Here is a 19,003-nt window from a genome sequence, read left to right on the forward strand (position 1 = left end):
CGATGACGGATGATGCGATGTGACCGCTCTATTCGGCTGCCAGCGCGAGTTGCGGCCTCTCCGGCTGTTCCGTCATGGCTGCTTCGGCGGCATCCACATCACGCTTCTTGGGCTCGCGGCCGAAGAACAGGGCGTAGCCCGCGGGCAGCACCAGGATGGTCAGCACGGTGGCAACAAGGATGCCGCCCATCATGGCGTAGGCGAGCGGGCCCCAGAACACGCCACGCGAGATCGGGATCAGCGCCAGCACCGCAGTCATCGCCGTCAGCACGATCGGCCGGAAGCGGCGCACGGCCGAGCCGATGATCGCCTCCGAGCGTTCCATGCCCCTCGCGATGTCCTGATCGATCTGGTCGACCAGGATGATCGAGTTGCGCATGATGATGCCGAGCAGCGCGATGACGCCCAGGATGGCGACGAAGCCGAACGGCGCGCCACTGATCAGCAATGCCGCGGCAGCGCCGATGATGCCGAGCGGACCTGTGGCCAGCACCAGCATCGCCTTGCCGAAGTTCTGCAGCTGGATCATCAACAGCACGACGATAACGGCCAGCATGATCGGCGCCTTGGCGGCGATGGAAGCCTGGCTTTCCGCCGAATCCTCCGCACCGCCCTGGATTTCGATCTTGTAACCGGGCGCCAGACCCGCACGCAGATCCTTCATGTCATTGTACATCTTGGTGACGACGTCGTTGGACTGCACGCCATCGGGCAACGTGGCGCGCACGCTGATGGTCGGCAAGCGGTCGCGGCGCCATTCGATGCCTTGCTCCAGCACCGGCACCACCTTGGCCACCTGCGACAGCGGCACGAAGCCACCGAAGTCGGTCGGGATGTAGATCGAATCGACCGAGGACAGCAGGCTGCGGCTCGCGTCCGGTTCGCGGGCCACGATGGACACCGTCTCCTCGCCGTCACGGAAGTCGTCGAGCGGCGCGCCGGACATCGATGCCTGCAGCATCTGGCGGATGCGCTGCGAGGTGACACCGAGCGCGCGGGCGCGATCCTGGTCGATGACCAGCTTCATGGCCGGCACGGGTTCGAGCCAATCGTCATGAACGGCGCCGAGCAGCGGGTTCTCCTGGAATTTCGCCTTCACCTGGTCGGCGATGCGGCGCACCTCCTGTCGATCCGGACCCATGACGCGCATCTGCACCGGCCAGCCGGTCGGCGGGCCGAGGAACAGGCGGTCGACCTTGGCGCGGATCGAGGGGAAGTCCTGGGCCAGGACGGTGCGGAGCTTGACGATCAGCCGCTCGCGCGCCGGCTCGTCATTGGCCATCACCAGCATCTGGGCGAAGTTCGGATTGCTGAGCTGCTGGTCGAGCGGCAGGAAGAAGCGCGGGGCGCCCTCGCCGATATAGGTGGCGATGAAGCGCTTGTCCTTGTCGTCCATCATCTTGGCCTCGAGCGCCTTGGCCTGCGTCTCGACCTCCTTGATGCTGGTGCCTTCCGGCAGCCACAGGTCGACGAGGATTTCCGGCCGCGACGATTGCGGGAAGAAATTCTGCGGAATGAACTGGAATGCCCACAGGCTGGTGCCGAAAGTCACCAGCGTCATGACAAGCACGATGATGCGATGGCGCACCGCCCAGCCGACGGTCGAGCGAAGCCGGCGGTAGAAGCGCGTGTCGAAGGCATCGTGATGGCTGCCGGCATGCTGGCGCTGCTTGAGGATCATATAGCCGAGCCACGGCGTGAAATAGACCGCGACAAACCACGACACGACCAGTGCGATGCCGACGACATAGAACAGGGTGCGCACATATTCGCCGGCAGTGGAGGCGGCGAACCCGACCGGGATGAAGCCGGCGGTGGTGATCAGCGTGCCGGTCAGCATCGGGAATGCGGTCGATGAATAGGCGAAGCTCGCCGCCTCGATCTTGACCAGCCCCTCCTCCAGCTTGCGCTCCATCATCTCGACGACGATCATGGCGTCGTCGACGAGCAGGCCGAGTGCAATGATCAGGGCGCCGAGCGAGATGCGCTGCAGGTCGATGCCGAGCTCGTACATGATGGCGAAGGTGGCGGCCAGAACCAGCGGAATGGCAATCGCGATGACAAGCCCCGAGCGCCAGCCGATCGACAGGAACGAGACGACAAGCACGATCAGCAGCGCTTCGCCAAGCGCATGCATGAACTCGCTGACGGCATCCGTGACGACGCCCGGCTGGTCGGAAATCTGGTCGACCGAGACGCCATAAGGCAGCGCTTCCTCGAAGCGTTTGTAGGTTGCTTCAACGTCCTTGCCGACATCGGTGACTTTAAAGCCCTTGGCCATGACGACGCCAAGCTGCACGCTGTCGTGACCGTTGAAGCGGTACTTGCGCTGGTACGGATCCTGCAGGCCCGAGGTGACGCTGGCGATGTCGCCGAGCCGGGTGACCTGGCCACCGGCGCGCAGACGCAATTCGCGAATGTCGGCGGCCTTGGTGACGTCGCCTTCGACCGAGATGCGCACCGAATTGACGCCGGTGTCGATGGAGCCGGCCGGATCGACATTGTTCTGGCCCTTGATGGCGTTCTGCAGGTCCGTCAGCGTCAGGCCGCGTTCGGCCAGCGCCTTGGACGAGACGTCGATGTAGAGCTTTTCGGGCTGATCGCCGATGATGACGGCCTTCTCGACGCCGGGCGTCGTCAAAAGCATGTCACGGGCCTGGATGGCGAATTTCTTCAGCTCGGGATAGGAGAAGCCGTCGCCGCTGATCGAATGCAGCGTGATGAAGGTGTCGCCGAACTCGTCGTTGAAATAGGGGCCGAGCAGTCCCTGCGGAAGGTCGCCCGATATGTCGCCGACCTTCTTGCGCACCTGATAGAAGGCGTCCGTCACCTCGGCGGTATTGGTGTCGCCCTTGATCTGCACCGTGATGATGGCGCTTCCGGCGCGGGTGAAGGAGCGGACGAAATCGAGATGCGGCGTTTCCTGCAGCTTACGCTCGATCTTGTTGACGACCTGGTCTTCCATCTCCTGGATCGAGGAGCCCGGCCAGATCGCCTGGACGACCATGACGCGGAAGGTGAAGTCGGGATCTTCCTTCTGTCCCATGCGCATCAGGCCGAGCCCGCCGGCGATGATGATCAGGCCGAACAGGAACCGCGCGATCGAGGGATGGCCGATGGCCCAGCGCGAAAGGTTGAAGGGCCGCTTTTCTTCAGTGGAGGTCGTCATCGGTGCTGGTCCACTTTGCTTGGTTGGCGCCTGGTGCCGCGAAAGCGCGGCACACAAAACAAAATCATCTGCGTTCGATAATGGCTTCCGGGCGGCGAGGCTTTCCGAGCGGAGAGACACTCATCGCGGTGGGACGCGAAGGTCGATGCGGGGGTACATCGGCCTAGACGTCTCGACCTTCGGGCGCACGCCGCCCGGAAACCCGTGGCCGCGGAACGCGCGGCCGATCTGTTTGTCGTCAGCGCAGCCGGCTGGCGTCATCACCGTCGGCGGAGGCGGACTGCTGCGCCACCCCGCCGGCAAGTTTCACCTTCAGGTTCTCGGTCATGAACTGCGTGCCGGCGGCAACGACGACGTCGCCGGGCTTCAATCCCTCCGCCACACGCACGCCATCGGCGGCGAACTCGGCGACCTTGATCGAGCGGGCATGCACGGTGTCGGCGCCACGATCGACGGTCCAGACGATCGACTGGCTGTCCTTCTGCGCCAGCGCGCTCAATGGGACAGAGACGAGCTGCTTTTCGTTGGCCGCCGACGCCTCGATGTTGGCGGTCATGCCGAGAAGCACGCGCGGGTCGTTGGGCAGGCTGACGCGGACGGCAAAGGTACGCGACTGCGGATCGGCGCTGCCGGCGACCTCGCGGACCTTGCCCTCGAGCGCCAGCGTATTGTCGGACCAGAAACCGGCCTTGACTGGTTTGCCCGGCTTGAATTCGGCGATTTCCATTTCCGGCACCGCAATCAGCACTTCCTTCTCGCCGTCGACGGCGACGGTGACGACAGGCGTGCCGGAACCGACCACCTGGCCGACATCGGCGTTGACCGATGTGACGATGCCCTCCCTGTCGGCCTTGAGGTCGGTATAGCCGACCTGGTTCTTGGCCTGCTCAAGCGTCGAGCGGGCGGAGTCACGCGTGGCGACCGCTTGATCGTAGGTCAGTGTCGCCTGTTCGAGCTGCGACTTCGGCGCGAAGTTCTTGGTAAAAAGCTGTTGGGCACGCTTGCGGGCGAGGTCGACGGTCTCGACCTGCCGCTCGGCGGCATCGAGCGCGGCCTGCGCGCTCTTGACCGAAAGGTCGTAGTCGGAAGGATCGATGCGGGCGAGCACATCGCCCGGCGCCACATGCTGGCCGATGTCGACGAGACGCTCGGTGATCTTGCCGTTGATCCGGAAAGCCAGGGCGCTCTCGGTGCGGGCCCGCACCGAGCCGGAATAGGAGAGCATGCGGGTGTCATGCGCCTGTGCGATCTCGACGACCTTGACCGGGCGGATGATATCCTTGACTTCGGCTTTCTCCTGCGAGCAGCCGGCGAGCCCGAGAGTGGCGGCGACCAGGCCGGCAACTGGCAGCTTGCGAAGGATGGAACTGGACAACGACATCTTGGAACTCCGACTGGAGATGAGTGGTCGACACCGGCGCCCGGCGGGCGGCGGCTATTTTTTCAAGGCTTTGATCGCGTAGTCGATAAGGTCGTCGGGCATCGCGCGGTTGGTCTTGGCAAGGCACTGCGCCACCATCTGCGGATGGCACAGGATGACCGTGGCGGCGCCGAAGCAGCGCGACGCGATCACCGGATCCTGCTTAGCGAACTCGCCGGCTTCGATGCCCTCGCGGATCACCTCCGCGAACAGGTCGTGGATGCTGTCGACATGCTTGTCGATGACACCCCAGTCGCGCTCGAGGGCGACGATGACCATCTCGTGCACCTTCTGGTCGTCGAGCATGACTTCCATCGTCATCTTGTACTGTGCGTGCACATAACGCCGCAGCCGTTCCTCGGCGCTGATCGGCAAATGGCATATCTCGTAAGCCATCTTGTAGCTGGCGCCGAGCATGCGGCCGCAGACGGCCTGGTGGATTTCAACCTTGGAGGCGAAGAAACGATAGATGTTGGCCGGCGACATACCGAGTTCGCGAGCAATGTCGGCGACGTTGGTCTTGCCATAGCCATAGTGCCGGAACAGGCGTTCGGCGCAGTCGAGAATGCGCGTCACATTCTCCTGTCTGGCGGCATCGGCCGTGATGTTGGCAGCTTCGGACATGGCTCTCTGTCGATTTACGAGTGATGAATTTCAATTTTCGTCACTCGTAAATTGAAAAGAAGGAGGTGTCAACACGAAATCGACGTACACGTACAAAATAGTGACAGATGGTGACATCCAACAGACGCGATGAGGCGGCCAAAGGATGCGGGCACCCGAAATAATTTTTGGAGGAGGTCCTTCTGGACGTCAGGCGATCTTAGCCATTTCCCGCAGTCGGAATTTCTGGATCTTGCCGGTCGAGGTCTTGGGGATTTCCGCGAAGATCACCGCCTTCGGCACCTTGAAGCGGGCAAGCAGCCCTCGGCAATGCTCGATGATCTCGGCCTCTGTCGCCGACTTGCCCGGTTTCAGTTCGACATAGGCGATGGGCACCTCGCCCCATTTGTCGTCTGCCCTGGCCACCACGCCGCACGAGGCAACGGATGAATGCTTGTAGAGCGCATCCTCGACCTCGATCGAGGAAATGTTCTCGCCGCCCGAGATGATGATGTCCTTGGAGCGATCCTTGAGCTGGATATAGCCGTCGGGATGCATGACGCCGAGATCGCCGGAGTGGAACCAGCCGCCGGCGAAGGCTTCGTCGCTCGCCTTGCGGTTCTTCAAATAGCCCTTCATGACGATGTTGCCGCGGAACATGACCTCGCCGATGGTTTCGCCGTCGGCCGGCGTCATCCGCATCGTCTCGGGATCCATGACGGTCAGGCCCTCAAGTGCTGCATAGCGCACGCCCTGCCGTGCCTTCTTGGCGCTGCGCTCGCCCTTTGCCAGACCGTCCCATTCGCCATGCCATTCATTGACGACCGCCGGGCCGTAGGTCTCGGTCAGGCCGTAGAGATGGGTGACGGCAAAGCCGGCATCGGCCATGCCCGACAGCACGGCTTCGGGTGGCGGCGCGGCCGCGGTGTTGAAGGTGACGGTCTGCGCGAAGGTGCGCTTGTCCTCGTCGCGGGCATTGATCAGTACCGACATGACCACCGGCGCGCCGCAGAGATGGGTGACGCCATGATCGGCGATGGCGTCGTAGATCGGCTTCGGCCGCACCCAGCGGAGGCAGACATGGGTGCCGGCCTGCACGGCCAGCGTCCAGGGGAAGCACCAGCCGTTGCAGTGGAACATCGGCAGCGTCCAGAGATAGACGGCGTGCTTGGCCATGCCGGCATGGATGGTGTTGGTGTAGGCCATCAGGGCGGCACCGCGATGATGATAGACGACACCCTTGGGATTGCCCGTCGTGCCCGAGGTGTAGTTGAGTGAGATGGCATCCCATTCATCATCGGGCATCGACCAGGCGAAATCCCCATCACCGCCAGCGACAAGATCCTCGTAGTCGAGCGCGCCGATGCGTTCGCCCTTCGGATAGGGTGCGTCGGCGGCATAATCGGGATCGTCGTAGTCGATGACCAGCGGCTTGACCTTGGCCAGTTCCAAGGCCTGCCTGACGACGCCAGAGAATTCGCGGTCGACGATGAGCACCTTCGTCTCGGCATGGTCGAGCTGGAAGGCGATCACAGCGGCATCAAGGCGCGTGTTCAGCGAATGCAGCACCGCCTTGGTCATCGGCACGCCGAAATGCGCCTCCAGCATCGGCGGCGTGTTCGACAGCATGACGGTGACAGTATCGCCCTTGCCGATGCCGCGCTTCTGCAGCGCCGAGGCGAGCTTCAGCGAGCGGCGCCAGAAATCGCGATAGCTGATGCGCTGGCGGCCATGGATGATGGCGATGTGGTCGGGATAGGTTTTCGCCGCGCGCTCCAGATAGGTGAGCGGCGTCAGCGGCTGATGGTTGGCCGCGTTCTTATCGAGATCCTGTTCGTAAGGATTGCCCATCCCGTTCTCCCCTTTTATCGAAGACTTCTAACCACAGGCTAGGCCCGCGTCACCACCAAGGATGCCACGTTAGAGCCCATTTGGCACAATGATCATCCAGATTCAGGGGCCGAGCAGGTATCCTGTACCTTCGCTCTGGTTTGACTTTTGTCGAGAGCCGTGAATAATGTCAGCCGAGGAGACGGCATGGCAATCCGACCGGCAGAACAGCTCATTCACAAGGCCGCCTGGCTCTACTATGCGCATGGCCTGCGACAGGACCAGGTTGCGAGCCAGCTTAACATTTCCCGTGCCTCGGTGGCCATGTACCTGCGCAAGGCGCGCGAGACCGGCATCGTCAACATCTCGACCTCGACGCAGTTGTTCACCGACGACGTGATGGCGCGCAAGCTCGAGGATGCGCTGGGGCTCGACGCGGTCTGGATCGCGCCGGAGAACGGCCATATCCCGGACCCCTCGACCGACATCGCCGTGCTGGCGGCGAGCGTCTTTCTCGAACTGGTCAAGAAGGGCGACCGCATCGGTGTCGCCTGGGGCCGCACCGTCTACACGATCGCCGACATCATGTCCTATGCCGACCTGCAGGACGTCACCGTGGTGCAGCTCTGCGGCAATCTCGGCGCCCCCTATTCCTACCGGCCCGACCAGTGCACGATGGAAATCGCGCGGCGGCTCAACGCCAAGGGCCTCAATTTCTACGCGCCGCTGGTGCTGTCGACGGAAGAGCTGGCGCGCGCGCTGCGGGCCGAACCGGTGATCCGTGAGCAACTGTCGGGAATCAGGGATTGCGACCTGGCGCTCTACTCGGTCGGCGCGGTCGATGCCGACAGCCATCTGGTCAAATGCGGCGCGCTGACATCGGGCGAGATGGCGGAGCTGCGCGGCCAAGGTGCAGCCGGGGTCATTGCCGGACAGATCATCGACGCCGGAGGCAAGGTGCTCGATTGCAGCTATAACCGCCGGGTGATCTCGGCCGAACTTGCCTCGCTGCGCGCCATCGCCAGGCGGCTGATGGTGGTGCAGGAGGACAGCAAGTTCGAACCGCTGCTCGCGGCGATCACCGGGGGGCTTTGCACGCATCTGGTGGTCGGCGCTCATATGGCGCAGCGGCTTCTCGATCATGCCGGAGCGGCGCTACAAAAAGCATCCTGAGAAAGCAACCCTTCGCCGGCGCATTGTCATCAGGGCGTCGCGGCATTCCTGTTTCACCATCCAAAGACAGCAACTGGACGAACCGAACATGAAGAATTTGTGGAACGACGACACGGCCGAGAAACTCGTTGCCGACTATGCCAAGAAGGGCGTCGGCCGCGACCTCGCACTGCGCGTCTACACGACGCGGCTTTTGGGCGGTGTGCCGCAGTTGGTCCTGCATGGCGGCGGCAACACCTCCTGCAAGACCACGGCTACGGACCTCGTCGGCGATGAATGGGACGTGCTGTGCGTCAAGGGCAGCGGCTGGGACATGGCGGTCATCGAGCCCCAGGGCCTGCCGGCGGTCAAGATGGGTGCCCTGCTCAAGGCCCGCGCACTGGAAAAGCTCTCCGACGAGGACATGGTCGCGCTGCAGCGGGCGAACCTGATCGACCCCGCCTCGCCCAACCCATCGGTCGAGACGCTGCTGCATGCCTTCCTGCCGCACAAATTCGTCGACCACACCCATTCGACCGCCATCCTGGCCATCGTCGACCAGGAAGACTCGAAGCCGCTGGTGAAGACGGTGTTCGGGAGCAAGATGGGCTACGTGTCCTACATCATGCCCGGCTTCGATCTCGCCAAGGCGGCAGCCGACGTTTTCGACGCCGACCCCGCGGTCGAGGGCCTGATCCTCGACAAGCATGGCATCTTCACCTTCGGCGACGATGCCAAGCAGGCCTACGACCGGATGATCCACTATGTGAACGTCGCCGAGGATTATGTGGCCAAGCACGCCAAGCCGGCGGCAAAGGCCGCACTGCCGGCAAGGCTCGCGACGCCGGCTTCCATCGCGCCGATGCTGCGCGGCGCTGTTGCGTTTGCGCGCGGCGAAGGCCGCTTCGACCGCATGATCTCCGACTTCCGCACATCGGACGCGATCGTCGATTTCATCAATTCGGCCGAGATCGCCGACTATGCGGGACGCGGCGTGTCGACGCCCGATCTGTCGATCCGCATCAAGACCGGGCCGATGGCGGTGCCGGCGCCCGATGCCGACAAGGCCGACGACTACAAGGCCGTCATCAAGAGCCATGTCGACGCCTTCGCCAAGGATTATCGCGCCTATTTCGAGACCAATGACGCGCTCGACGACGTCAAGCGCACCATGCTCGACCCGATGCCGCGGCTGACGCTGGTGCCGGGGCTCGGCATGTTCGGCCATGGCCGCACGCTAAAGGATGCCAGGATCGCCTCCGATGTCGGCGAGATGTGGATCGAGGCAGTGCGCGGCGCCGAAGCTGTCGGCCGTTTCCATCCGCTGTCCAAGGCCGACCTGTTCCCGCTCGAATACTGGTCGCTCGAACAAGCCAAGCTTGCCTCCAACAAGCCGAAGCCGCTGACCGGCCAGGTGGTGCTGATCACCGGCGGCGCCGGCGCGATCGGCGCGGCGACGGCAAAACTGTTCGCCGACAATGGCGCCCATGCCGTCGTCGTCGATCTCGATGGCGACAAGGCCGCCGATGCGGCGAAGAAGGCCGGTAACAATTCGATCGGTGTCGCAGCAGATATCACCGATTCGGCCCAGGTTCGTGCCGCCTTCGACAAAGCGGTTGCCGTGTTCGGCGGCGTCGACATCCTGGTCTCCAATGCAGGCGCCGCCTGGGAAGGCCGCATCGGCGAGCTTGACGACGCGCTGTTGCGCAAAAGCTTCGAGCTGAACTTCTTCGCCCACCAGTCGGTTGCGCAGAACGCCGTGCGCATCATGCTCGAACAGGGCACCGGCGGCGTGCTTCTGTTCAATACTTCCAAGCAGGCGGTCAATCCGGGCCCGAAGTTCGGCGCCTATGGCGTGCCGAAGGCGGCGACGCTGTTCCTGTCCAGGCAGTACGCGCTCGACTATGGCGCCCACGGCATCCGCTCGAACGCCGTCAACGCCGACCGCATCCGCTCGGGCCTTTTGACCGATGCCATGATCGCCAGCCGCTCGGGCGCGCGCGGCGTGTCGGAGAAGGAATACATGTCCGGCAATTTGCTCGGCCAGGAAGTGACGGCGCAGGACGTGGCGCAAGCCTTCCTGCACCACGCGCTGGCCGAACGCACCACCGCCGACGTGACGACTGTCGACGGCGGCAATATTGCAGCGGCGCTGCGGTAGGCTTGTAACAACTGCATATTGTAGCTACATTGTGGCTCAAGGTAACGGAGACACGATATGGCTACAGATGCAGTGGTCCGCGCTCGGATCGACGCCGCGACCAAGGATCGGGCGACGGAAGCCTTGGCGGCCATGGGCCTGTCGGTTTCCGACGCTATCCGCCTGCTGCTGGTCCGCGTGGCCGCAGACAAGGAATTTCCCTTCCCGGTGAAAGTGCCCAACGCAACCACGCGAAAGGCTATGGCTGAGTTGGAAAAAGGCAAAGGCAAGCGCTTCGCCTCGGCTGATGAATTGTTCAAGGATCTGGGGATCTAACCATGCCAGCGGCCATTCACTCCGGGCAATTTCGCCGGGATGTGAAGCGTATGGAAAAGCGTGGCAAGAACCTTGGGAATTGCGCGATCTGCTAGGCCTGCTGATCGCCGGGCATGAACTGCCGGCGACGTATAAGGATCATCCTCTGAAAGGCGACTGGAAAGGCTTTCGAGACGCGCATATCGAACCGGACTGGCTCCTGATCTACCGCGTTGTCGGCGACGAATTGCAGCTTGCCCGTACCGGCTCGCACTCCGACCTATTCAACGAGTGAATTCTGCGGGATGCCGCCCACAGCGATCTGCTGCGGGCGACTCTCGTACCATCCTACAAGCCGTAAAGTGACGAACCTTACTTCGCGTTGGGGTTAGGCATCCATGCCGGCATGGCGACATCGGCATGGGCGAACTGCGGCAGCTTGGCCGACAGGTCTTCCATATTCTTGATGTCCTTGTCGACCAGCTCCTTCTGCGTGATCAGCGTCGGCGGCACGATGACGTTGTGGCCGGGATCCTCACCGGCGAGCAGCTGCGCCAGGGCGCGCACCGAAACCTGGCCGACGACGGCCGGGTTGGTGGCGGCGGTCGCCGCCCAGGCGCTGTCGGGCTCGCGCATCGCTGCGATGTCGGAGGTCGAGATGTCGGCCGAATAGATCTTGATGCCCTTGTTCAGGCCGGCTTCGTCGACGGCGATCTTCACGCCCTTGGCGAATTCGTCATAGGGGGCGAACATCACCTTGATGTCGGGGTGAGCCGACAGCACCGAGCGCGCCTGGTTGGCGACGGAGTTGGCGATCGGGTTGTCGAGCGTGCCGAACATCGCGACTTCCTTGATGCCGGCATATTTCTTCTTGACGTCGACCCAGGTCTCGTTGCGGCGGTCTAGCGGCGCGATGCCGGCGACATAGACGTAACCGGCACTCCAGCTCTCGCCATTGTCCTTGACCGCCTGTTCAAGTGCCAGGCGCGCCAGATCCTTGTCGGACTGCTCGATCTGCGGGATCTTGGGGTTTTCGACATTGACGTCGAAGGCCACCACCTTGATGCCGGCGTCAACCGCACGCTGCGCGGCGTCCTTCATCGATTCCGTCAGGCCGTGCTGGATGATGATGCCCTGAACGCCAAGCGCGATGGCCTGGTCGACCATATCCGATTGAAGCGCTGCATCCTGGCGGCTGTCGAGGACGCGCAGGTCGATGCCGAGCGCCTTCGACTGTGCCTCGACCCCCGAAAGATAGGCCTGGAAGAAGTCGCCGGTCGAGAGGTAGCGCACCAGCGCGATCTTGACGCCGGGCTTGTCGAACGGTGCCGGCTTGTCCGCGGCCAGCGCCGGGACCTGCATCAGCATGGTTGCGCCGGCGAGCCCGAGCGCCATTTTCCCCAGAAGTCTTCTTGTGATGTTCACCTTGTTTTCCTCCACTCTTGTTGAACCCAAAATCCTGCCCGGTCGAAAATTACCCCCTGCCCCTGCCCGACAGGGCAAAGGTGAAGACAAGGGCGACGACCAGAACCACGCCCTTGACGAAATCCTGCGTGTAATAAGGCGCGTTCATCATCGTCAGGCCTTGCAGCAAGATGCCGACGAACAGCGCGCCCACGGCAGTGCCGAAGGCGTTCGGCTTGGCGGCGCCGAGCACCGCGTAGCCGATCAGCGCCGCGGCAACCGCATCGAGCAGCAGATTATTACCCGAGGCGATGTCGCCGCGTCCAAGCCGGGCGGCGAGCAAAATGCCGCCGATCGAGGCAAAAACTCCTGAAATAACGTAGGCCCAGATCTTGTATGCCTTGACAGGCGCGCCGGCGAGTTCGGCGGCGCGCTCGTTGGAGCCGACCGCATACATCATGCGGCCGAAACGGGTGTATTCGAGGAAGAACCAGATCAGCACAGCGAGCACCAGCAGCACGACCACCGACACCGGAATGAGGTTCGGGATGAAGAAATCGAAGCGGTGGCGGCCGAGCGCCAGGAAGGCGTCGGAGAATTTGCCGTTGGCGACCGAGCCATCGGGCATGGTCATGCCGGTGGCGATCGAGCGGCCCTCCGTCGGGATGCGCTGCAGGCCGACGAGCAGGAACATCATGCCCAGCGTCGCCAACAGATCGGGCACGCGCATATAGACGATCAGCCAGCCATTGATCAGGCCGACAATGGCGCCGATGAGCAGGCAGACGACGACCGCGACGACCGCGTTCTGCTCCAGCACCACCATGACATAGGCGGCAGCCATCATGGCCGACGTGGCGACCGAACCGATCGAGAGATCAAAGCCGCCGACGACCAGCGTGGCGGTGACGCCGAGCGCCAGCACGCCAGTGATAGCGACCGACTGGAAGATGAAGACGGCACTTTGCGGTGAGACGAACCCGTCGGCCGCGATCGCGAAATAGGCGACCAGCCCGAACAGGAGGACGATGAATCCGTAACGGATGGCGGAGTCGCGAAGCGTCATTCAGCGCTTCCCCGCGCGGTTGCCATCTTCACCCAACTCGAACTCATGGTCTCTCCATTCCAATTCCCATTCGCCGCCACATTCAGGCCGCGCTGTGCAGCGGTCCGCCGGCGACCTCGGCCAGCAGGCGATCGAGGTCGACATCGGCGTTGCGGTGTTCGCCGACAATTGCGTGCTCCGACATCACCAGGATGCGATCGGCCGTCTCCAGCGCCTCGTCGATTTCGGTGACGAACAAAAGCGTCGCGCGGCCACTGGCGCTGGCTCTCAGCTTGGCGGCGATATCGCGCCTGGCCGAAATGTCGACCCCTTGGAATGGCTCATCGAGAATGAACAGCGCCGCATCCTGCGCCATCCAGCGGGCCACCATCACCTTTTGCTGGTTGCCGCCGGAGAGTGCCGACATCTCGTCCTTCTCGGAGCGGCAGACGATGCCCAGTTCCTCGATCTGCCGGCGCGCGATGGCGCGTTCGCGGCGGCGCTTGAGCACGCTGAAGGTCGACATCCGCTTCAGGAACGGCAGGCTGACATTGCGCTCGATGTTGAAGTCGCCGACGATGCCGCTGGTGGCGCGGTCCTTGGCGACGAGGAACACGCCGGCGGCAATCGCGTCGCCGGCCGAGCGCGGCATATAGGGCTTGCCGTTCATCGTCATGGTACCGGCGAGCGGCTTGCGCACACCGAACAGCGTTTCGGCAAGTGCCGTCTTGCCGACACCGACGAGACCGGTGATGGCAACGACCTCGCCATCGCCAAGCGTCAGCGAGATCGGCCTGGCGCCTTGCGCGATGCGAAGGTTTTCGACGGTCAGGACCGGCTTCGCCGAACTCCTGGCAACGATCTGGTCGAGGCGGATCTTGCGGCCGAGCATGGCGTTGACGGCGCCTTCATAGTCGAGCGGCTTGATGTCGAAGGCGCCCGAGACGACCCCATCGCGCATCGAGACGATGCGGTCGGCAAGCCGCCGGATGTCCGACATGCGGTGCGAGATATAGAGGATCGCCACGCCTTGCTCACGCAGCCTGTCGACGAGCGCGAACAGCCGGTCGGCCTCGGCGCTGGAGAGCGACGAGGTTGGCTCGTCGAGGATCAGCACTTTCGGCTGGTGCGCCAGGGCGCGCGCAATCGCCACCATCTGGCGATCGGCCAGCGAAAGATCGTTGACCCGCGCCTTCAGATCGATGGCCAATCCCATGCGGTCGGCAACGGCCTTGGCCTCCCGGCGAACACGGACCGGATTGAACAGGGTCGGTACGCCCCGGCCGCTCAGCCTGTCGAGCGTCAGGTTGGTGGCGACATCGAGGTCGGCGACGACGCCGTCGTTGATGTTCTGGTGCACAGTGACGACGCCGGCGCGGATCGCTTCGGCCGGCGTGTTCGGCGCGAAATCCTGGCCGGCCAGCGTCATGGTGCCGCCGCCATTTTCATAGACGCCGCTGACGATCTTGACGAGGGTGGATTTGCCGGCGCCGTTGGCGCCCATCAGCACGGTCACTTCACCGGCATGCAGGTCCAGCGAGACGCCACCAAGCACCTCGTTGCGGCCAAAGGATTTCCTCAGTCCCTCTACGCGGAACACGGCACTGCCGACCATGCGTTCCTCCCTGACCGTGACGCTATGGTCTACATCGGCAATTGTCAACACGATTGACAATTGCCAGACGGCTTCCTAGCTTGGCCCAGCCGCTAAGGCTCCCCTATGATCGGAGCACATAGGCTGGAGGGAGAAGAATGACCGGGAAATTGCCGTTCGAAGCACTGTCGGTGGAGACGCTTGCGACGCGCCTCGGCACGAACGAGGCGCTGTGCGCGAGGATCGGCAACGAGACCAGCGCCTGGAAGGTCCGCGAGGTCGGCGACGGCAATCTCAACCTGGTGTTCATCGTCGAGGGTGCCTCGGGCGCTGCCGTCGTCAAGCAGGCCCTGCCCTATGTCCGCCTGGTCGGCGACAGCTGGCCGCTGCCCTTGAAGCGTTCCTTCTTCGAATACCACGCGCTGACGAGACAAGAGGCGCGCGCGCCTGGCTCTGTGCCGGCGATCTACTATTTCGATGAAGGCCAGGCGCTGATCATCATGGAGTATCTGGCACCGCCGCACATCATCCTGCGCCGCGCCCTGATCGACGGCCGGCAATTGCCGAACATCGCCAGGGACATCGGCCTGTTCATGGCTCGCACTTTGTTTCGCGGCTCCGACCTGTCGATGGCGACCAAGGACCGCAAGGCCGACCTGGCGCTGTTCGCCGACAATGTCGAGCTTTGCGACATCACCGAGAACCTGGTGTTCTCCGACCCCTATTTCGACGCCAAGATGAACCGGCATACCTCGCCGCAGCTCGACGCCCTCGTCGCCGAACTGCGCGCCGACCGCGACCTCAAGGTCGAGGCGCAACGGCTGAAGCACATTTTCGCCGCCAATGCCGAGACGCTGCTGCATGGCGACCTGCATTCCGGCTCGATCATGGTCACCGACCAGGAAACACGGATGATCGATCCGGAATTCGCCTTCTATGGTCCGATGGCGTTCGATGTCGGCATGCTGCTCGCCAATTTCTGGATGTCGTTCTTCTCGCAGCGCGGACAGGAGCAGAACGGCAAGCGCGATGCCATGCGCACCTATCTGCTCGAGGTCACGACGGAGACCTGGGCCGTGTTCCGCGCCGAATTCTCGCATCTGTGGCGCACCGAGCGCACCGGCATGCTCTATCAAAAGAGCCTGTTCGAGGATCAGGGCGACATACTCGCCGCCGAGCAGGCGCTCGACCATGTGCTGCACCAGATCTGGACCGATCTGCTCGGCTTTGCCGGCATCGAGGTGCACCGGCGCATCCTCGGCCTCGCCCACAATGCCGATTTCGAGACCATTGCCGATGAAGATTTGCGCGCCAGTTGTGAGGCGAAGGCACTGAAATTCGGCCGCCACATCGCCGTCAATCGGCGGCAGATCCACAGCATCGACGAGGTCAACAAGCTGGCCGTGCTGATCGAACAGGAGAACGGAATTTGAACGTCGGCGGTCGCCACTATCGGACTATCTGGCTGAGCGACGACGGGCGTTCGGTCGAAATCATTGACCAGCGCTGGCTGCCGCATGATTTCCGCATCGAGACAGTCGACACCGTCGCCGGCATCGCCACCGCCATCCGCGACATGTGGGTGCGCGGCGCGCCGCTGATCGGCGTCACCGCTGCCTATGGCGTCGCCATGCAGATGGCTGACGATGCGTCCGACCAAGCGCTCGATGCCGTCTGGGAAACCTTGCACGAGACGCGCCCGACGGCGATCAATTTGCGGTGGGCACTCGATGAGATGCGGCGCTTCCTCAAACCGCTGCCAACAGAACAACGTGCCGCTGCCGCCTATCGGCGCGCCGGTGAAATCGCCGACGAGGATGTTGGGCTGAACCGCGCCATCGGCGAGAACGGACTTGCCATCATCAAAGCGATCGCCGCGCGCAAACAGCCTGGCGAGCCGGTCAACATTCTCACTCACTGCAATGCCGGCTGGCTGGCCACCGTCGATTACGGCACCGCCACCGCTCCGATCTACCTGGCTGTCGAGGCCGGGATTCCGGTCCACGTCTATGTCGATGAGACGCGGCCGCGCAACCAGGGCGCCCAGTTGACCGCGTGGGAGATGGCCGGCCATGGCGTGCCGCATACGCTGATCGTCGACAATGCCGGCGGCCATCTGATGCAGCGCGGCGCAATCGACATGGTCATCGTCGGCACCGACCGCACCACGGCCGATGGCGATGTCTGCAACAAGATCGGCACCTATCTCAAGGCACTCGCCGCAGCCGACAATGACGTGCCGTTCTATGTCGCCCTGCCCTCGCCGACCATCGATTGGACGGTGCATGACGGGCTGGCCGAGATCCCGATCGAGCAGCGCTCGGCCGACGAAGTCTCCCTGGTATGGGGCAAGAACGCCGCCGGCGAGATCGCGCAGGTGCGCATCTCGCCCGAGGCGACGCCGGCGGCCAACCCGGCCTTCGACGTGACGCCGGCACGACTGGTGACCGGGCTGATCACCGAACGCGGTGTCGCCAAGGCATCGCGCGACGGCCTGAAGGCGATGTTCCCCGAACGGGGATAGCGCAAGCGCGGACCCAACGTTCCGGTTCAGGAAGCGCTGTTCCCCGCGATCTCCAGCGCCTTCACGAAATGCAGCGAGCGCTGCAGGGCGCGACGAATGATTGCCATGTCGACAGGTTCATTTCGTCGCTGGGGATCGCGGCGTTGCGGGCGCTCCAGGCGCAAGGGCAGTTCGATGCTGACCGGCAGCGTCGGGGGAAGCATTGCCCAGTATGGCTCGTAATCGACCGAGCCGTCCCCGACGGCACAGAATGCCCACCCCGAACCGATGCTGACGATATCCTTCAAATGGGCATGGCCAACGGCTTCGAGAGCCGTCGCGATATCTTCCGCCGGCTGCGTGGCCTCATTGCTGTAGGTGAAGACGTTTCCGGCGTCGTGGTTCAGGCGGACATGCCGCGATCCGATTTCGCGGACGAAGCTCGCCCCGGATCGGGCGTTGCCAAGCAAATCGTCCTTGCCGTGCCCGGGGTTCTCGAGCGCCAGGACGATACCGGCCTGCTCCAGTACCGGCAGAACAGCATCGATCGTCCGGCGGATGCTCGCCCGGTTCGACATCGGGCCGGCATTGGTGATCAGGAACGATACGCCGAGACCGGCGGCAAAGGCGACGCGCCGCAACAGCGCATCCACCGCATCAGGTCCCGACAAGTCGAGATGAGCCGAGACGGCGTTGATGCCCAGCCCGGCACTGTCGGCCGTCTGGCGCAGCTTCGAGCCCTTGGTGTCGGTAAACATGCCTTCATCGAAATCGACATAGCCGCGAATGAAGGCCGGTTCGATATGGCTGGCGCCAGCAGCCGCGATCTCCTCGATGGCCAATTCCATGGAATAGCCATCGAAGAGTGCGGTCGATACCGAGGTGATCCGTGGCGTCGGAGGCAGCGCTCAGGCTCCCTTGCCGTAGACGATCAGCTCGGACGCTTCCTTCACCTTGGCCGGCGACAAGGCCTCGCGCCAATCATCGCGAACCACGACACCCTTGGCGAAACGCATCAGGCGCAGCGCCGCATCGGACGGCACCTTTGGAGAGAAGCCGAACCACATGGCGATCTCGACATTCAGATGGCCAATCAGAAAGTCGAGCGCGGCCTTTCTGGGAATGCCATATTTGCGTTCGCATTCCTCGACGGCCTCGACCATGGTGTCGACGAAGGGCATGGCGATCATTTCGGAAAGGCCTGGCTCGAGGATTGCCAGTTGCTCGACGGTGACGCGGTGGCTGTCGATGATCGGCGACCACATCGCCTTGCACACCTCTTCGCCAAGCGCATAGTGCTCCTCGGGACCTTGCATCAGGGCGCAGACGATCGACTGCCTGGCAATGCCGCCGTGATAGTCGCGGCGGGCGGCCCATTCCGTCTCCTCGTTGAACAGGGGCGGATGGCAGGGATGGCCGACAAAATAGGTCAGATCGGGCCGATCCTTTGGCAGGTCGCCGGCGTAAGGCGCGGCGGCATCGAGAATGAGAAGCATCGCGCCGCTGGCGAGCATCGGCGATATCTGCCGTGCGACCTGGCCGATGATATTGTCCGGCAGGGCCATGACCACGACCTTGGCACCGGGGACGCCCTCTTCCATCGAGACGGCGCTGATGCCGGCCTCCGACAGCCGCTTGCGGCCGGCTTCGCCGACTTCCACGGCACGGACATCGTAGCCCGCTTCGATCAGCTTGCGCGCGACACGGAAGCCCATCTTGCCTCCCGCTCCAAGCAACGCCACGGATATCGTCATTCGCTTCTCTCCCAATTGCCTTGACGGTGCGCCTCTGACGCGCCGTTCACCCGAACCCTTGCGGCCCTCATCTC

Annotated in this window: 15 protein-coding genes; 6 read left to right on the forward strand and 9 right to left on the reverse strand. The window is 63.4% G+C overall.

All coding sequences use genetic code 11. From position 1 onward, the window contains the following. Nucleotides 1-28: 28 nt before the first annotated feature. From FJ978_RS14885 to FJ978_RS14900, 4 genes are all read right to left on the reverse strand, one after another. Complete coding sequence (locus FJ978_RS14885; protein WP_140572712.1) at nt 29-3,169, reverse strand: efflux RND transporter permease subunit; 3,141 nt, start codon at nt 3,167-3,169, stop codon at nt 29-31. Between the two features lie 238 nt (nt 3,170-3,407). Continuing rightward, nucleotides 3,408-4,550 carry an efflux RND transporter periplasmic adaptor subunit gene (locus tag FJ978_RS14890; protein WP_140572713.1) on the reverse strand — a complete coding sequence of 381 codons (1,143 nt, stop codon included), beginning with the start codon at nt 4,548-4,550 and terminating at the stop codon, nt 3,408-3,410. Nucleotides 4,551-4,604: 54 nt separating this feature from the next. Next, the gene (locus FJ978_RS14895) at nt 4,605-5,213 is read right to left on the reverse strand and encodes a TetR family transcriptional regulator (RefSeq protein ID WP_023764617.1); all 609 of its coding nucleotides are present in this window, start codon (nt 5,211-5,213) and stop codon (nt 4,605-4,607) included. Between the two features lie 189 nt (nt 5,214-5,402). After that, entirely contained in the window at nt 5,403-7,043 is a 1,641-nt protein-coding gene (locus tag FJ978_RS14900; protein ID WP_140572714.1) for an acyl-CoA synthetase, read from the reverse strand. Between the two features lie 186 nt (nt 7,044-7,229). Here FJ978_RS14900 and FJ978_RS14905 point away from each other — a divergent pair, with 186 nt between their 5' ends. The 4 genes from FJ978_RS14905 (at nt 7,230) to FJ978_RS14920 (ending at nt 10,924) form a co-directional block, all read left to right on the forward strand. Then, nucleotides 7,230-8,195: a sugar-binding transcriptional regulator gene (locus FJ978_RS14905; protein ID WP_013896796.1), complete on the forward strand. Its 966-nt coding sequence runs from the start codon at nt 7,230-7,232 to the stop codon at nt 8,193-8,195. Nucleotides 8,196-8,283: 88 nt separating this feature from the next. Beyond that, nucleotides 8,284-10,335, forward strand: a complete 2,052-nt coding sequence (locus FJ978_RS14910) for a bifunctional aldolase/short-chain dehydrogenase (RefSeq protein ID WP_140572715.1) — start codon at nt 8,284-8,286, stop codon at nt 10,333-10,335. A gap of 57 nt (nt 10,336-10,392) precedes the next feature. Continuing rightward, nucleotides 10,393-10,650, forward strand: coding sequence for a type II toxin-antitoxin system RelB/DinJ family antitoxin (locus FJ978_RS14915; protein WP_140572716.1), 258 nt, complete (start codon nt 10,393-10,395; stop codon nt 10,648-10,650). A gap of 79 nt (nt 10,651-10,729) precedes the next feature. Then, nucleotides 10,730-10,924: a type II toxin-antitoxin system YafQ family toxin gene (locus FJ978_RS14920; RefSeq protein ID WP_348640315.1), complete on the forward strand. Its 195-nt coding sequence runs from the start codon at nt 10,730-10,732 to the stop codon at nt 10,922-10,924. Nucleotides 10,925-11,001: 77 nt separating this feature from the next. On the opposite strand, the gene FJ978_RS14925 is transcribed toward FJ978_RS14920, so the two are convergent. The 3 genes from FJ978_RS14925 to FJ978_RS14935 form a co-directional block, all read right to left on the reverse strand. Continuing rightward, a complete protein-coding gene (locus FJ978_RS14925) occupies nt 11,002-12,054 on the reverse strand; it encodes a substrate-binding domain-containing protein (protein ID WP_140572717.1) in 1,053 nt (350 codons plus the stop codon). Nucleotides 12,055-12,103: 49 nt separating this feature from the next. After that, the gene (locus FJ978_RS14930; RefSeq protein ID WP_140572718.1) at nt 12,104-13,099 is read right to left on the reverse strand and encodes an ABC transporter permease; all 996 of its coding nucleotides are present in this window, start codon (nt 13,097-13,099) and stop codon (nt 12,104-12,106) included. Between the two features lie 82 nt (nt 13,100-13,181). Next, a complete protein-coding gene (locus FJ978_RS14935) occupies nt 13,182-14,693 on the reverse strand; it encodes a sugar ABC transporter ATP-binding protein (RefSeq protein WP_140572719.1) in 1,512 nt (503 codons plus the stop codon). A 137-nt stretch (nt 14,694-14,830) separates the two neighbouring features. Between FJ978_RS14935 and mtnK the strand changes: the two genes are divergently transcribed. Beyond that, nucleotides 14,831-16,105 carry an S-methyl-5-thioribose kinase gene (gene mtnK, locus FJ978_RS14940; protein WP_140572720.1) on the forward strand — a complete coding sequence of 425 codons (1,275 nt, stop codon included), beginning with the start codon at nt 14,831-14,833 and terminating at the stop codon, nt 16,103-16,105. Further along, complete coding sequence (mtnA, locus tag FJ978_RS14945; protein ID WP_140572721.1) at nt 16,102-17,196, forward strand: S-methyl-5-thioribose-1-phosphate isomerase; 1,095 nt, start codon at nt 16,102-16,104, stop codon at nt 17,194-17,196. Before mtnK ends, mtnA begins: the two co-directional genes overlap by 4 nt. A gap of 26 nt (nt 17,197-17,222) precedes the next feature. Here mtnA and FJ978_RS14950 read toward each other — a convergent pair whose 3' ends face one another. Both FJ978_RS14950 and FJ978_RS14955 read right to left on the reverse strand, forming a co-directional pair. Then, nucleotides 17,223-18,023, reverse strand: coding sequence for a sugar phosphate isomerase/epimerase (locus FJ978_RS14950; protein ID WP_140572722.1), 801 nt, complete (start codon nt 18,021-18,023; stop codon nt 17,223-17,225). Between the two features lie 60 nt (nt 18,024-18,083). Then, on the reverse strand, nt 18,084-18,929 hold the full coding sequence (locus tag FJ978_RS14955; protein ID WP_013896806.1) for a phosphogluconate dehydrogenase C-terminal domain-containing protein: 846 nt from the start codon (nt 18,927-18,929) through the stop codon (nt 18,084-18,086). Nucleotides 18,930-19,003: the final 74 nt, after the last annotated feature.

It is taken from the genome of Mesorhizobium sp. B1-1-7 (assembly GCF_006442705.1).
GTDB lineage: Bacteria > Pseudomonadota > Alphaproteobacteria > Rhizobiales > Rhizobiaceae > Mesorhizobium > Mesorhizobium opportunistum.

Bases quoted from the DNA above. Each gene is read 5' to 3' on its own strand.
- FJ978_RS14950 (WP_140572722.1), bottom strand. From the start codon at position 18,023: ATGGAATTGGCCATCGAGGAGATCGCGGCTGCTGGCGCCAGCCATATC.
- FJ978_RS14935 (WP_140572719.1), bottom strand. From the start codon at position 14,693: ATGGTCGGCAGTGCCGTGTTCCGCGTAGAGGGACTGAGGAAATCCTTT.
- mtnK (WP_140572720.1), top strand. From the start codon at position 14,831: ATGACCGGGAAATTGCCGTTCGAAGCACTGTCGGTGGAGACGCTTGCG.
- FJ978_RS14895 (WP_023764617.1), bottom strand. From the start codon at position 5,213: ATGTCCGAAGCTGCCAACATCACGGCCGATGCCGCCAGACAGGAGAAT.
- FJ978_RS14915 (WP_140572716.1), top strand. From the start codon at position 10,393: ATGGCTACAGATGCAGTGGTCCGCGCTCGGATCGACGCCGCGACCAAG.
- FJ978_RS14900 (WP_140572714.1), bottom strand. From the start codon at position 7,043: ATGGGCAATCCTTACGAACAGGATCTCGATAAGAACGCGGCCAACCAT.
- FJ978_RS14885 (WP_140572712.1), bottom strand. From the start codon at position 3,169: ATGACGACCTCCACTGAAGAAAAGCGGCCCTTCAACCTTTCGCGCTGG.
- FJ978_RS14905 (WP_013896796.1), top strand. From the start codon at position 7,230: ATGGCAATCCGACCGGCAGAACAGCTCATTCACAAGGCCGCCTGGCTC.
- FJ978_RS14910 (WP_140572715.1), top strand. From the start codon at position 8,284: ATGAAGAATTTGTGGAACGACGACACGGCCGAGAAACTCGTTGCCGAC.
- FJ978_RS14955 (WP_013896806.1), bottom strand. From the start codon at position 18,929: ATGACGATATCCGTGGCGTTGCTTGGAGCGGGAGGCAAGATGGGCTTC.
- FJ978_RS14890 (WP_140572713.1), bottom strand. From the start codon at position 4,550: ATGTCGTTGTCCAGTTCCATCCTTCGCAAGCTGCCAGTTGCCGGCCTG.
- FJ978_RS14930 (WP_140572718.1), bottom strand. From the start codon at position 13,099: ATGACGCTTCGCGACTCCGCCATCCGTTACGGATTCATCGTCCTCCTG.